Origin of the sequence: Chromobacterium indicum (assembly GCF_039708975.1) — a bacterium.
Taxonomy (GTDB): Bacteria; Pseudomonadota; Gammaproteobacteria; order Burkholderiales; family Chromobacteriaceae; genus Chromobacterium; species Chromobacterium piscinae.
Window position 1 is genome coordinate 50,955 of sequence record NZ_JAYFSJ010000010.1, and the last position, 12,870, is coordinate 63,824.

A 12,870-nucleotide genomic window follows, 5' to 3' on the forward strand; every position below is an offset into this window, starting at 1 on the left:
GATAGAAAGAGCGAAGAAATGTTCGATCAACTGGTTCTCGCCAGCAATAACGCCGGCAAGCTGAAGGAGTTCGGCGCGCTGTTCGCCGAGCTGGGCGTCACCGTGCGCCCGCAGCGCGATTTCGACGTGCCGGAGTGCCCGGAGCCGCACCACACCTTCCTGGAAAACGCGCTGGAGAAGGCGCGCCACGCCAGCCGGCTGACCGGCCTGCCGGCGCTGGCCGACGATTCCGGCATCTGCGTGGAAGCGCTGGGCGGCGCGCCGGGCGTGTACTCGGCCCGTTTCGCCGGCGAGCCCAAGTCCGACGCGCGCAACAACGCGCTGTTGGTGGAAAAGCTGCAGGGCGAGGCCAACCGCCGCGCCTGGTACTACTGCGTGCTGGTGCTGGTGCGCCACGCCGACGATCCGCAGCCCTTGGTGGCCGACGGCATCTGGCTGGGCGAGGTGCGCGACGAGGCCGCAGGCGAAGGCGGCTTCGGCTACGATCCTTACTTCTTCCTGCCCAGCCACGGCGTCAGCGTGGCCGAGCTGGACGCCGTCGAGAAGAACCGCGTCAGCCACCGCGGCCAGGCGCTGGCCGCGCTGATGGCCAAGCTCAAGGCGCTGGCATGAGCGTGATTGATCTGTCGGCGCTGAGCGGCGGCCTGCGCGAGCTGCCGCCCTTGGCGCTGTACGTCCACTTCCCGTGGTGCATCCGCAAGTGCCCGTATTGCGACTTCAACTCGCACGAGCCGAAGAACGGCTTCGACGAGATGGCCTATGTCGACGCGCTGCTGCGCGATCTGGAATACTCGCTGCCCGAGGTGTGGGGCCGGCCGCTGACCAGCATCTTCATGGGCGGCGGCACGCCCAGCCTGTTCAGCCCGCAGGCGATGGACGCGTTCCTGGCCGGCGTGCGGGCGCGGATGAAGCTGCATCCGGACGCCGAGATCACGATGGAGGCCAATCCCGGCACCTTCGAGATCGAGCGTTTTCGTGGCTACCGCGAGGCCGGCATCAACCGGCTGTCCATCGGCATCCAGAGCTTTAATCCCAAGCACTTGAAGGCGCTGGGCCGCATCCACGACGGCGACGAAGCCAAGCGCGCGGTCGAGATCGCGCTGACCCACTTCGACAACGTCAATCTGGACCTGATGTACGCGCTGCCGGGCCAGACCCTGGACGAGGCGCTGTCCGATCTGAATACCGCGCTGTCCTACGGCATCACCCATCTGTCGGCCTACCACCTGACGATAGAGCCGAACACGATGTTCGCGGCGCAAACGCCGAAGAACCTGCCGGACGACGAAGTCTCGGCCGACATGCAGGAGGCGATAGAGTCCTGTCTGGAGGCGGCCGGTTTCGACCATTACGAAACCTCGGCCTTCGCCAAGCCCGGCCGCCACAGCCGCCACAATCTCAATTACTGGCAGTTCGGCGACTACGTCGGCATCGGCGCCGGCGCGCACGGCAAGATCAGCAGCCACGCCGGCATCGTCCGCCAGATGCGGCACAAGCAGCCGGCGGCTTATCTGAAGGCGGTGGCGGACGGCGCGCCGTTGCAGAGCAGTCAAAAGGTTGCCCGCGCCGACCTGCCGTTCGAATTCATGATGAACCTGCTGCGCCTGACCGGCGGCTTCGAGAGCCGCCTGTTCCAGGAACGCACCGGGCTGCCGCTGGCGCTGATCCGCCGCCAGTTGGACGATGCCCAGGCGCAAGGCCTGCTGGAGGGCGATGGCGCCATCCTGCGCCCGACGCTGAAAGGCCAGCGCTTCCTCAACGATTTGCTCACCCTGTTCCTCAAAGAAGGAGATGAATAATGGCTAAGGAAATTATCCACACCGACAAGGCTCCGGCCGCGATCGGCGCTTACTCGCAAGCCGTCAAGGCCGGCAACACCGTCTACCTGTCCGGCCAGATCCCGCTGGACCCGGCCTCCATGGCCGTGGTGGAAGGCGGCTTCGCCGCCGAAACCCACCAGGTATTCAAGAACATGAAGGCCGTGTGCGAGGCAGCCGGCGGCAGCCTGGACCAGATCGTCAAGCTCAACGCCTACCTGACCGACCTGTCCAACTTCGCCACCTTCAACGAAATCATGGGCCAGTACTTCAGCCAGCCGTTCCCGGCCCGCGCCGCCGTCGGCGTGGCCAGCCTGCCCAAGGGCGTGCTGGTGGAAGCCGAAGCGGTGCTGGTGCTGTAAGCGCGCCGCGTCCGCGATGAAGAAGCCCCGGGAAACCGGGGCTTTTTGCTGTCCAGCAGATGGCCGAGCAGCCAGTGTTCAAACCGTCGGCTCTTTGGCATGTTGCGGCGATATCCGCGAAGGAAGAGCGATATGAGATACGCGCTGTGTTGCCTGCTGTTGGGAGCGATGAACTGCCAGGCCGAAGTATTCAAGTGCAGGAGCGTCGACGGCAGCGTGGTATATGGCCAGCAGCCATGCCCGGCGGGCAGCCAGACAGTGGAAATGGATAGGCATCCGTTCAGCGTGATAGAGCAGAACGATGGCGGCCAGACGGCGAAGCGCTACCGCGAGCAATTGCGGCAATGGTCGGACCTGCGCGACAAAAGCCGGCAGGCCGATGCCAAGGCGGAGCTGCGCGAACGAAGCGCGCAGCGCAGGAAATGGCTGGCCGAGCGCGAGCATTGCCGCCGCTTGGACGCCAAGCGGGCGGCGCTGGACGCTAAGCTGCGCCGCGGGCAGCCGCTGCAGGAGGCCGAGCGCGTGAAACTTCGTCTTGCCAAGGTGGAGGATCAAATGCAGGATCGCGCCTGCCATCTATACAAGGAGGATTGATGGGCGCTTACCGATTCCAGATCGTCAACGTGTTCGCCGAGCAACGCTTCGGCGGCAATCCGTTGGCGGTATTCACTGATGCCGCCGGTTTGTCGGACGACGACATGCAGCTGATCGCGCGGCAGTTCAATTTGTCGGAAACCGCGTTCCTGCTGCCCGGAGACGCCGATTGTGTCGCCAGCCTGCGTATTTTCACGCCTGGCAGCGAGCTATCCTTCGGCGGCCACCCTACGCTGGGCTGCGCGGCGGTGCTGCATGGGCGCGGGGAGCTGGGAGATGATTTCACGCTGCGGACCCGCTCCGGCCTGATCCCGATCCGACACGTCGACGGCGTGTTCCGGCTGCGGGCGCTGCCTGCGTCGGTCCGGTCCGGCTGCAGCGCCGGCGAGGCCGAGGCGATGCTGGGTCTGGCCGAAGGAGATGTGCGGCATGCGCCGCAATGGGTGGATGCCGGCAGCGAACAGCTGTTGATCGGCCTCTCCAGCCGCGAGGCGGTGCTGCGCGCGAAGCCCGATCCTGCATTGTTCGCCAGGCATGCGGCGGGGTGTCCCGGCAACGGTGTAGCCTACGTCTGGCATCAGGATGGCGGCGTCGCCACCGTGCGCTTGTTCTTCGAGCAGGATGGCGCGGTCCTGGAGGATCCCGGCACCGGCAGCGCCTGCGCCAATCTGGGCGGCTGGTGCGCGCGGAATGGGCTCGCGCCGCTGTCGTGGCGGGTGGAGCAGGGCGAGGCGATGGGGCGTTCCTGCGTGCTTTATCTGGATGTGGATGCGGCCGGCTCGATAGCCGTCGGCGGCAGGGTGAAGTTCTTGGGGGAGGGCGAGCTGCGCTGCTGATACCGTCGCCCGGCTTGACTGGCCTGCCCGCTATTGGCATCCTAGAGCCGCTACTCCAAACTGTTGTTTCATAACAAACGAGACGAGGAAAAAACATCATGATCCGAATCGCCAAAGCCGCCTGCCTCGCGACCGCGCTGGGCCTGGTCAGCCAACTGGCGCTGGCCGGCAGCGCCGCCGGCCTGTGGAAGACCATTGACGACGAAACCAAGCAGGCCAAGGCCCTGGTGCAGATCAACGAAGCGCCCAACGGCGAGCTGACCGGCAAGGTGATCAAGCTCTACCTGCACCCGGACGCGGTATGCGACAAGTGCGACGGCGCCAACAAGGGCAAGTCGGTGAACGGCATGCAAATCCTGTGGGGCCTGAAGAAGAGCGGAGAGGAATGGTCGGACGGCCAGATCCTGGATCCGAAGTCCGGCAAGATCTACACCTCCGGCGCCAAGCTGATGGACGACGGCAAGAAGCTGCGCGTGCGCGGCTACATCGGCCCGTTCTTCCGCACTCAGGTGTGGGAACGCCAGCAGTAAGCCGACGGACGCCAGGTCCATCGAAAGGCGGAAGCCGGCGCGAGCCGCTTCCGCCTTTCTCATTGTTGGGTACAATCGCTACTCATGAATTCCCCGATCGATCTCGCCAACCAGCCGCCGGCGGCGCCGGCCGCGCTGGTCAAGAAGCTGGAGAAGCTGGGCATACGCCGCCGCTTCGACCTGGTGCTGCACCTGCCGCTGCGCTACGAGGACGAAACCCACATCTATCCGATCGCCGACGCGCCGTATGGCCAGCCGGCGTTGGTGGAGGGAACCGTCACCGCGCACGAGGTCAGCTACAAGCCGCGCAAGCAGCTCAGGGTGCAGATAGAGGACGGCAGCGGCACGCTGCTGCTGCGCTTCATCCATTTCTATCCCAGCCAGCTCAAGCAGTTCGCCGAGGGCAGCCGAGTGCGCGCGCTGGGCGAGATCCGCCGCGGCTTCGCCGGCGACGAGATGGTCCATCCCAAGACCCGCGAAGTGCGCGAGGGCGCGCCGCTGGCCGACAGCCTGACCCCGGTCTACCCGACGGTCAACGGCCTGACCCAGCCGGTGCTGCGTAAACTGGTGCACGCCGAGTTGAAATCGCAGCGGCTGGACGAGCTGCTGCCGGCGCCGTTGATGGCGCCGCTGGCGCTGCTGCCGTTCGCCGACGCCATCCGCCTGCTGCATCTGCCGCCGCCGGAATGGTCGGCGCCGCAGCTGGCTGATCCGCAATTGCCGGCCTGGCAGCGGCTGAAATTCGACGAATTGCTGGCGCAGCAGCTGTCGATGCGGCTCGCCTACCGCGCGCGCCGGCTCGGGCACGCGCCGCGTATCGCCGGCGATGGCAGTCTGAGCGAGAAACTGCTGGCCCATCTGCCATTCCAGCTCACCGGGGCGCAGCGCAAGGTGCTGGACGAGGTCCGCGCCGACATGCGGCAGGCGCATCCGATGCACCGGCTGCTGCAGGGCGACGTGGGCAGCGGTAAGACCATCGTCGCCGCGCTGGCGGCGCTGTCGGCGATCGAGGCCGGCTATCAGGTGGCGCTGATGGCGCCGACCGAAATCCTGGCCGAGCAGCACTATTTGAAGTTGTCCGGTTGGCTGGCGCCGCTGGGCATAGGCGTGTCCTGGCTGTCCGGCAGCCTGAGGAAGAAGGCGAAGCAGCAAGCGCTGGACGAGATCGCCTCCGGCCAATGCCGGCTGGCGGTGGGCACCCATGCCCTGTTCCAGGACGACGTGGCGTTCCAGAAGCTGGGGCTGGCCATCGTCGACGAGCAGCATCGTTTCGGCGTCGGCCAGCGGCTGGCGCTGCAGGACAAGGGCGAGGAGCCGCACCAGCTGATGATGTCGGCCACGCCGATCCCGCGCTCGCTGGCGATGAGCTTCTACGCCGACCTCGACGTATCGGCGATAGACGAGCTGCCGCCGGGCCGCACGCCCATCGTCACCAAATTGATCGGCAGCCCGCGCCGCGCCGAGGTGGTGCAGTTCGTCGAGAAGACCTGCGCCGAGGGCAACCAAGCCTACTGGGTGTGCCCGCTGATCGAGGAGTCCGAGGCGCTGCAACTGCAGACGGCCGTCGACTGCCACCAGCATTTGCAGCAGGATCTGCCGGGCCGCCGCATCGGCCTGGTGCACGGCCGGATGAAGGCAGCGGAAAAGGCCGAGGCGATGGCGGCGTTCGGGGCGGGCCAGCTGGACGTGCTGGTGGCGACAACGGTGATCGAGGTCGGCGTGGATGTGCCCAACGCCAGCCTGATGGTGATCGAGCACGCCGAGCGCATGGGCCTGGCCCAGCTGCACCAGTTGCGCGGCCGGGTAGGGCGGGGCAGCGCCAGGAGCGTGTGCGTGCTGTTGTTCGAGAACCCCTTGTCCGATCTGGCCAAGGCGCGGCTGAAGGTGATCTACGAGAATACCGACGGTTTCGAGATCGCCCGCCAGGATCTGCAGATCCGCGGTCCCGGCGAGTTTCTGGGCGCGCGGCAGAGCGGCTTGCCTATGCTGCGCTTCGCCGATCTGGAACAGGATCAGGCGCTGCTGGAGGCGGCGCGCGATCTGGCGCCGGTTTTGCTGGAGCGCTGGCCGCGTGAGGCCGAGGCGCATCTGGAGCGCTGGCTGGCCGGCCGCGAGCAATTCCTCAAGGCGTAAAAAAATCCGCCGCGATTGGGGGAAATCGCGGCGGCGAGGGAGGATTGCTGCAAACAAAAGAAACCATTAATGAAGCAGGCGTATATTAGCAATCAATGAATTTTTCGTTCAAGCGCGGACAGCAGCTCCGTTGACTTGGATCAAGCATGAAAAAAGCCGCTCATCGAGCGGCTTTTGCGTTTGGGCGTTGTGGATCAGAACCAGTGCGCAGCCAGGTAGTACAGGCCGGCGGCCAGGCCCATCGAGGCCGGCAGCGTGAACAGCCAGGCCAGCGCGATCGAGCGCACCGTGCTCATCTGCAGGCCGGCCTTGTCGGCGATCATGGTGCCGGCCACGCCGCTGGACAGCACGTGGGTGGTGGACACCGGGAAGCCGAACCAGCTGGCCAGGCCGATCGACACGGCGGCGGTGGTCTGCGCGGCCACGCCCTGGGCGTAGGTCATGTCCTTCTTGCCGATGCCTTCGCCCACGGTCTTCACCACGCGGCGCCAGCCTATCATGGTGCCGATGCCCAGCGCCAAGGCCACGGCCACGATCACCCAGGTGGGCGCGTATTCGGTGGTGGTGGTCAGATCCTTGCGCAGATTGCTCAGCAGCTGCTTGTCGTCGGATGACAGCTTGGGCAGATCGGCGGCCTTCTTGGCGGCGTCGTCCAGGCACAAAAGCTGGGTGCGCACGTCCCAGCGCTGCGAAGCGCTGAGGGTATGGTAGTCGTTGCCGTCGCCCATCAGTTTCAGCAACTGGTCAGCGGTGGCCACGGTCTGCTGTGGATGGCACTCGTACTGGCTGGTGCTGGTGGACTTGACGATGATCTTGGACAGATCGGCCTCGTGGCGCTGGTAGAACTGCTGCAGGTGCTGCGCCGCGTCGCGGGTGCGTTCCAGCTGGTACGGGGTGCTGTCCAGGTTCAGCACGAACTTAGCCGGCACGATGCCGATCAGCACCAGCATCACCAGGCCCACGCCCTTCTGGCCGTCGTTGGAGCCGTGGGCGAAGCTGACGCCCATCGCCGATACGATCAGCATGAAGCGGGTCCAGAACGGCGGATGCTTGCGGCCTTCCACCTGCTGGCGCTGGTACGGCGTTTTATGGACGTTGCTGCGTGGACGGAAGCGCCGCAGCAGGATGACGATCAGACCCGCCATCATCGCGCCGGCAATCGGCGACACCAGCAGCGAGGCGCCGACGTCGATCGCTTTGCCCCAGTTGATGCCGTGCGACAGCGAGGTGTTGTTGATGAAGCTGTTGGCCACGCCCACGCCGAGGATGGCGCCGATCAGCGTGTGGCTGCTGGACGCCGGCAGGCCCAGATACCAAGTGCCGAGGTTCCACAGGATGGCGGCGGCGAGCAGGGCGAACACCATCGCCATGCCGCGGCTGGTGTTCACCGAGATCAGCAGGTCCACCGGCAGCAGGTGCACGATGGCGTAGGCGACGGCCAGGCCGCCGCTCATCACCCCGAGGAAGTTGCAGACGCCGGAATAGAACACGGCGAGGCGCGGCTTCATCGACTGGGTGTAGATGACGGTGGCGACGGCGTTGGCGGTATCGTGAAAACCGTTGATGAACTCAAAGGCGAGCACGAAGCCCAGAGAAAGCATCAAAGTGATGGCTACATGGGTATCGAGCCCGGAAAACAGGTCCAGCATGGCGAGTCAGCGTTTATCGTAAAGGCGGGATTGTTGTGTTCCGCGCCATGGCCGTCAAGTCTTTATAAAAAAAAAATAAAGCGTGTGGTTTTGCCTGCGAAAACGGCAAAATCTTCTTGACAGCCCAGGGTTGCAAGACGGCTAAGTCCATGATTTTACAAAATGGCGTCATCATTATTGCTTAGCCGGACGGCATGAAAAACGGCTGGCGCGATGCGTGCGCCAGCCGGGTTCGAAGGTGGAATCAGCCGAATTTGCCGGTGATATAGTCCTCGGTAGCCTTTTTCTGCGGCGTGGTGAAGATGGTGTCGGTGTTGCCGAACTCCACCAGCTCGCCCAGATACATATAGGCGGTGTAGTCGGACACCCGCGCCGCCTGCTGCATATTGTGCGTCACGATGGCGATGGTGTAGTCCTCTTTCAGTTCGTGGATCAGCTCTTCGATGTGGGCGGTGGAGATCGGGTCCAGCGCCGATGTCGGTTCGTCCAGCAGCAGCACCTCCGGCTTGGAGGCCACCGCGCGGGCGATGCACAGCCGCTGCTGCTGGCCGCCGGACAGCGAGTTGCCGGACTGCTTGAGCTTGTCCTTCACCTCGTCCCACAGCGCGGCCTTGCGCAGCGCCCATTCGACGCGGTCTTCCATCTCGCCCTTGGACAGCTTTTCGTACAGCTTCACGCCGAAGGTGATGTTGTCGTAGATCGACATCGGGAACGGGGTCGGCTTCTGGAACACCATGCCGACCTTGGCGCGCAGCAGGTTGACGTCGATGTCGCGCGCCAGGATGTTCTGGCCGTCCAGCATGATCTCGCCCTCGGCGCGCAGGCCGGGGTAGAGCTCGTACATGCGGTTGAAGGTGCGCAGCAGCGTGGATTTGCCGCAGCCGGACGGGCCGATGAAGGCGGTCACCTTGCGCGGCGCGATCTCCAGCTGGATGCCTTTCAGCGCGTGGAAGTTGCCATAGAAGAAATTCAGGTCGCGGACCTCGAGCTTGGAGGCGGTGCTGGTCATGGTTGTCATGCCTTAATTCGATTGATTCTTGCGGCCGCCCATCCAGCGGGCGACGATGTTCAGGGCGAGGACGCTGAAAGTGATCAGCAGCGAGCCGGCCCAGGCCAGCGTGTGCCAGTCCTCATAGGGGCTCATCGCGAACTGGAAGATCACGATCGGCAAGTTGGCCATCGGCTGGTTCATGTTGCTGTTGAAGAACTGGTTGTTCAGCGCGGTGAACAGCAGCGGCGCGGTTTCGCCGGAAATCCGGGCCACCGCCAGCAGGATGCCGGTCAGCACGCCGGCCTGCGCCGCGCGCAGCGTCACGGTCAGCGTTACCTTCCATTGAGGCGCGCCGAGCGCGGCGGCGGCTTCCCGCAGGCTGTTGGGCACCAGGCGCAGCATGTTCTCGGTGGTGCGCACCACCACCGGGATCACCAGGATGGCCAGGGCGAAGGAGCCGGCCCAGCCGGAGAAGTGGCCGACCGACACCACGTACACCTCGTACACGAACAGGCCGATCACGATGGATGGCGCCGACAGCAGGATGTCGTTGATGAAGCGGGTGATGGGCGCCAGCCAGCCGCGCTGGCCGAATTCGGCCAGGTAGATGCCGGCCAGGATGCCGATCGGCGTGCCGAACAGCGTGCCGAAGGCGGTCATCACCAAGCTGCCGTATATGGCGTTGGCCAGGCCGCCGGCGGAGCCCGGCGGCGGCGTGCTTTCGGTGAACACCTGCCAGCTGATGCCGGACAGGCCGTGCTGCAGCAGCGTGATCAGGATCCAGAACAGCCAGAACAGGCCGAAAACCATGGTCAGCATCGACGCGGCCATGGTCAGCCGGTTGACCAGCCGGCGCCGGCGGTAAGTGAGGCTATCCTGCTTCAGGCCGGATGCGGGGGCGGTGCGCAAGGCGTCGTTCATTGTCGCTTGGCTCATCGTTGTGACGTCTTTCATGTCAGGAAGGCTTGCCTTCCTGTTTCTTCAGGCGCAGCAGCAGCAGTTTGGAGCAGGACAGCACCACGAAGGTGATGAAGAACAGGATCAGGCCCAGCTCGATCAGCGAGCCCATGTACAGGTCGCCGTTGGCTTCGGCGAACTCGTTGGCCAGCGAGGAGGCGATGGAGTTGCCCGGCTCGAACAGGCTGGTGGAAAAGCGGGTGGAGTTGCCGATCACGAAGGTGACGGCCATGGTTTCCCCCAGCGCGCGGCCCAGGCCCAGCATGATGCCGCCGACGACGCCGGTCTTGGTGTAGGGCAGCACCACGTAGCGCACCACTTCCCAAGTGGTGGAGCCCAGGCCGTAGGCCGACTCCTTCAGCATGGTGGGCACCACTTCGAACACGTCGCGCATCACCGAGGCGATGAACGGAATCACCATGATGGCCAGGATCAGGCCGGCGGAGAACAGGCCGATGCCCATCGGCGCGCCCTGAAACAGGAAGCCCAGCAGCGGCAGTTCGCCCAGGTTGTCGATCAGCCACGGCTGGATGTGGTCGGCGAAGAACGGGGCGAACACGAACAGGCCCCACATGCCGTAGATGATGGACGGAATGCCGGCCAGCAGCTCGACGGCGATGCCCAGCGGGCGCTTGAGCCAGGTCGGGCACAGCTCGGTCAGGAACAGCGCGATGCCGAAGCTGACCGGCACGCCGATCAGCAGCGCGATGAAGGAGGTGGCCAGGGTGCCGAAGATGGGCACGACAGCGCCGAATTTCTCCTGCACCGGATCCCAGTCGGTATTGAACAGGAAGCTCCAGCCGAAGCCCTTGATGCTGGGCATGGCGCCGACCAGCAGCGAAAGGAGGATGCCCAGCAGCAGCGCCAGCACCAGGAAGGCGAAACAGCGGGTAGTCACCCGGAAGATTTTGTCCAGCAGCTGCTGGCGTCCCAGCTGCTGCTCATAGCTCAGTTTTTGCATGCGCCGATTCTTGATGGTTCAGACACAAGGCCGGAGAGAGCGAACTCCCCCCGGCCTGGGTGCGACAGTATAAGCGTCGCCTGTCAGTTCCAGACAGCCTTGCCGCTGCCGTCGGTGATTTGTTTCCAGCTGGTGCGGATCACGCCCTTCACGCTGTCGGGCATCGGGATGTAATCCAGTTCCTGCGCGGTTTTGTCGCCGTTCTTGTATGCCCAGTCGAAGTACTTCAGCACTTCGGTGGCCTGCGCCGGCTTGTCCTGCTTCTTGTGCATCAGGATGAAGGTGGCGCCGGCGATCGGCCAGCTCTGCTTGCCCGGCTGGTTGGTCAGCAGCAGGTAGAAGCCCGGCGCTTTCTTCCAGTCGGCATTGGCGGCTGCGGCCTTGAACGAGGCCTCATCCGGCTTCACGAAGGCGCCGGACTGGTTCTGCAGCAGGCCGTAGGCCAGCTTGTTCTGCTTGGCGTAGGCGTATTCGACATAGCCGATGGCGCCCTTGATGCGCGACACGTAGTTGGCCACGCCCTCGTTGCCCTTGCCGCCCACCGAGCTGCCCTTCCAGCTGACGGCGGTGTTGGAGCCGACGTCCTTCGCCCATTCCGGCGATACCTTGGACAGGTAGTTGGTGAAAATGAAGGTGGTGCCGGAGCCGTCGGAGCGGCGGACGACCGAGATGCGCTGGTCAGGCAGCTTTACGCCCGGGTTCAGCTTGGCGATGGCCGGATCGTTCCACTTGCCTACCTTGCCCAGGTAGATGTCTGCCAGCAGCGCGCCAGTGAACTTGATCTGGCCGGCGGCGACGCCCGGGATGTTGTAGACCGGCACCACGCCGCCCATCACGGTCGGGAACTGAGTCAGCCCGGACTTTTCCAGTTCTTCCGGTTTCAGCGGCATGTCGGACGCGCCGAAATCGACGGTCTTGGACTGGATCTGCTTGATGCCGCCGCCGGAACCGATGGACTGGTAGTTCATGTTGTTGCCGGTGCTGCCCTTGTAGGTCGCCGCCCACTTGGCGTACAGCGGGTAGGGGAAGGTTGCGCCGGCGCCGGTGATGTCAGCCGCGTAGACCGAGCCTGCGATAAGCGTGGAACCCAGGACTGCGGCCAGACGAACAGACTGTTTCATTGCTTAACTCCCGAACGAAAGGATGGGACTGCGTTTGTAATGGCCGCCATCGTATCGGTTGAATCTTTCAGTAATATTACAAGTCGTAAATGCTTGATCCAGGCCCATTGGAGCGGCGGGCGAGGGCGCGCTATAATCGGCGCCAACCAAGCAACATGAAGTGGAGAAACGCATGTCCGGCAAACTGGTGATTGGCAACTGGAAGATGAACACCCGCGGCGACAGCGCCCGCCAGCTGGCGGCGGCATTGCTGGCCGACGGAGAGACCAATCGCGAAGGCGTCGGCATCGCCGTTCCCGCCGTCTACCTGGCGGCGCTGGCCGAACAGCTGAAGGGCGGCAACATCGCCTTGTCCTCCCAGGACGTCAGCCGCTTCGCCGCCGACGGCGCCTTCACCGGAGAGGTGAGCGCCGAGATGTTGGCCGATGTCGGCTGCCGCTACGCGTTGGTCGGCCACTCCGAGCGCCGCCAGTATTTCCGCGAAGACAACGCCGCCTTGCTTGCCAAGATGCGCAACGCCATCGCCGCTGGCGTGGTCCCGGTGCTGTGCGTCGGGGAGACGCTGGAGCAGCGCGAGTCCGGCGCTTATCTCGACGTGGTGCGGGAACAGCTTGCCATCCTGGCCGAGATCGCCGATGGTGAATACGTTGTCGCCTACGAACCGGTGTGGGCCATCGGCACCGGCAAGGTGGCGTCGCTTGAGCAGATCGCGGAAATCCATGCATTCATCAAAAATTGGTGCTTGCAAAACGTTTCCGGCTCCGATAAGATTCGCGTCCTCTACGGCGGCAGTGTCAAAGCAGAGAATGCCGAGGCGATCCTGGCGACGGAAAACGTCGGCGGAGCACTGGTCGGAGGGGCCTCTCTGGACGCCGGTTCATTCAGAGTGATTTGCCAAGCCGCAGGAAAAATGATATAG

13 protein-coding genes are annotated in these 12,870 nt (G+C 64.4%); 8 read left to right on the forward strand and 5 right to left on the reverse strand.

What is annotated here, in order from left to right; translation table 11 throughout:
• Positions 1 to 18 precede the first annotated feature (18 nt).
• The 7 genes from rdgB (at position 19) to recG (ending at position 6,272) form a co-directional block, all read left to right on the forward strand.
• Positions 19 to 612: an RdgB/HAM1 family non-canonical purine NTP pyrophosphatase gene (gene rdgB / locus VA599_RS14725; RefSeq protein WP_231152957.1), complete on the forward strand. Its 594-nt coding sequence runs from the start codon at positions 19 to 21 to the stop codon at positions 610 to 612.
• Positions 609 to 1,799: a radical SAM family heme chaperone HemW gene (hemW, locus tag VA599_RS14730; RefSeq protein ID WP_346789264.1), complete on the forward strand. Its 1,191-nt coding sequence runs from the start codon at positions 609 to 611 to the stop codon at positions 1,797 to 1,799. Before rdgB ends, hemW begins: the two co-directional genes overlap by 4 nt.
• Positions 1,799 to 2,179: a RidA family protein gene (locus VA599_RS14735; RefSeq protein WP_231179444.1), complete on the forward strand. Its 381-nt coding sequence runs from the start codon at positions 1,799 to 1,801 to the stop codon at positions 2,177 to 2,179. The genes hemW and VA599_RS14735 overlap by 1 nt, the downstream gene beginning before the upstream one ends.
• A 132-nt stretch (positions 2,180 to 2,311) precedes the next feature.
• Positions 2,312 to 2,773, forward strand: coding sequence for a DUF4124 domain-containing protein (locus tag VA599_RS14740; protein ID WP_346789266.1), 462 nt, complete (start codon positions 2,312 to 2,314; stop codon positions 2,771 to 2,773).
• On the forward strand, positions 2,773 to 3,609 hold the full coding sequence (locus VA599_RS14745; RefSeq protein ID WP_021476487.1) for a PhzF family phenazine biosynthesis protein: 837 nt from the start codon (positions 2,773 to 2,775) through the stop codon (positions 3,607 to 3,609). The genes VA599_RS14740 and VA599_RS14745 overlap by 1 nt, the downstream gene beginning before the upstream one ends.
• A gap of 98 nt (positions 3,610 to 3,707) precedes the next feature.
• Positions 3,708 to 4,139 (forward strand): DUF2147 domain-containing protein, encoded by a 432-nt coding sequence (locus VA599_RS14750; RefSeq protein ID WP_021476488.1) that lies wholly within the window; start codon positions 3,708 to 3,710, stop codon positions 4,137 to 4,139.
• A gap of 84 nt (positions 4,140 to 4,223) precedes the next feature.
• Positions 4,224 to 6,272, forward strand: a complete 2,049-nt coding sequence (recG, locus tag VA599_RS14755) for an ATP-dependent DNA helicase RecG (RefSeq protein WP_346789269.1) — start codon at positions 4,224 to 4,226, stop codon at positions 6,270 to 6,272.
• Between the two features lie 194 nt (positions 6,273 to 6,466).
• Here recG and VA599_RS14760 read toward each other — a convergent pair whose 3' ends face one another.
• The 5 genes from VA599_RS14760 to pstS all read right to left on the reverse strand — a co-directional run bounded on the left by VA599_RS14760 (position 6,467) and on the right by pstS (position 11,951).
• Positions 6,467 to 7,921 (reverse strand): inorganic phosphate transporter, encoded by a 1,455-nt coding sequence (locus VA599_RS14760; protein WP_346789271.1) that lies wholly within the window; start codon positions 7,919 to 7,921, stop codon positions 6,467 to 6,469.
• 244 nt (positions 7,922 to 8,165) lie between these two features.
• A complete protein-coding gene (gene pstB / locus VA599_RS14765; protein WP_031296183.1) occupies positions 8,166 to 8,939 on the reverse strand; it encodes a phosphate ABC transporter ATP-binding protein PstB in 774 nt (257 codons plus the stop codon).
• Positions 8,940 to 8,942: 3 nt separating this feature from the next.
• A complete protein-coding gene (pstA, locus tag VA599_RS14770; RefSeq protein ID WP_021476492.1) occupies positions 8,943 to 9,833 on the reverse strand; it encodes a phosphate ABC transporter permease PstA in 891 nt (296 codons plus the stop codon).
• Between the two features lie 34 nt (positions 9,834 to 9,867).
• A complete protein-coding gene (pstC, locus tag VA599_RS14775) occupies positions 9,868 to 10,830 on the reverse strand; it encodes a phosphate ABC transporter permease subunit PstC (protein WP_021476493.1) in 963 nt (320 codons plus the stop codon).
• A gap of 83 nt (positions 10,831 to 10,913) precedes the next feature.
• Positions 10,914 to 11,951, reverse strand: a complete 1,038-nt coding sequence (gene pstS, locus VA599_RS14780; protein WP_021476494.1) for a phosphate ABC transporter substrate-binding protein PstS — start codon at positions 11,949 to 11,951, stop codon at positions 10,914 to 10,916.
• 172 nt (positions 11,952 to 12,123) lie between these two features.
• On the opposite strand from pstS, the gene tpiA reads away from it, so the two are divergent.
• Positions 12,124 to 12,870, forward strand: a complete 747-nt coding sequence (tpiA, locus tag VA599_RS14785) for a triose-phosphate isomerase (protein ID WP_346789273.1) — start codon at positions 12,124 to 12,126, stop codon at positions 12,868 to 12,870.

Excerpts from the sequence above, each read along its gene's own strand:
- hemW (WP_346789264.1), top strand. The coding sequence starts at position 609 with ATGAGCGTGATTGATCTGTCGGCGCTGAGCGGCGGCCTGCGCGAGCTG.
- pstB (WP_031296183.1), bottom strand. The coding sequence starts at position 8,939 with ATGACAACCATGACCAGCACCGCCTCCAAGCTCGAGGTCCGCGACCTG.
- tpiA (WP_346789273.1), top strand. The coding sequence starts at position 12,124 with ATGTCCGGCAAACTGGTGATTGGCAACTGGAAGATGAACACCCGCGGC.
- rdgB (WP_231152957.1), top strand. The coding sequence starts at position 19 with ATGTTCGATCAACTGGTTCTCGCCAGCAATAACGCCGGCAAGCTGAAG.
- pstA (WP_021476492.1), bottom strand. The coding sequence starts at position 9,833 with ATGAACGACGCCTTGCGCACCGCCCCCGCATCCGGCCTGAAGCAGGAT.
- VA599_RS14750 (WP_021476488.1), top strand. The coding sequence starts at position 3,708 with ATGATCCGAATCGCCAAAGCCGCCTGCCTCGCGACCGCGCTGGGCCTG.
- VA599_RS14760 (WP_346789271.1), bottom strand. The coding sequence starts at position 7,921 with ATGCTGGACCTGTTTTCCGGGCTCGATACCCATGTAGCCATCACTTTG.
- VA599_RS14740 (WP_346789266.1), top strand. The coding sequence starts at position 2,312 with ATGAGATACGCGCTGTGTTGCCTGCTGTTGGGAGCGATGAACTGCCAG.
- pstC (WP_021476493.1), bottom strand. The coding sequence starts at position 10,830 with ATGCAAAAACTGAGCTATGAGCAGCAGCTGGGACGCCAGCAGCTGCTG.
- VA599_RS14745 (WP_021476487.1), top strand. The coding sequence starts at position 2,773 with ATGGGCGCTTACCGATTCCAGATCGTCAACGTGTTCGCCGAGCAACGC.
- VA599_RS14735 (WP_231179444.1), top strand. The coding sequence starts at position 1,799 with ATGGCTAAGGAAATTATCCACACCGACAAGGCTCCGGCCGCGATCGGC.
- recG (WP_346789269.1), top strand. The coding sequence starts at position 4,224 with ATGAATTCCCCGATCGATCTCGCCAACCAGCCGCCGGCGGCGCCGGCC.
- pstS (WP_021476494.1), bottom strand. The coding sequence starts at position 11,951 with ATGAAACAGTCTGTTCGTCTGGCCGCAGTCCTGGGTTCCACGCTTATC.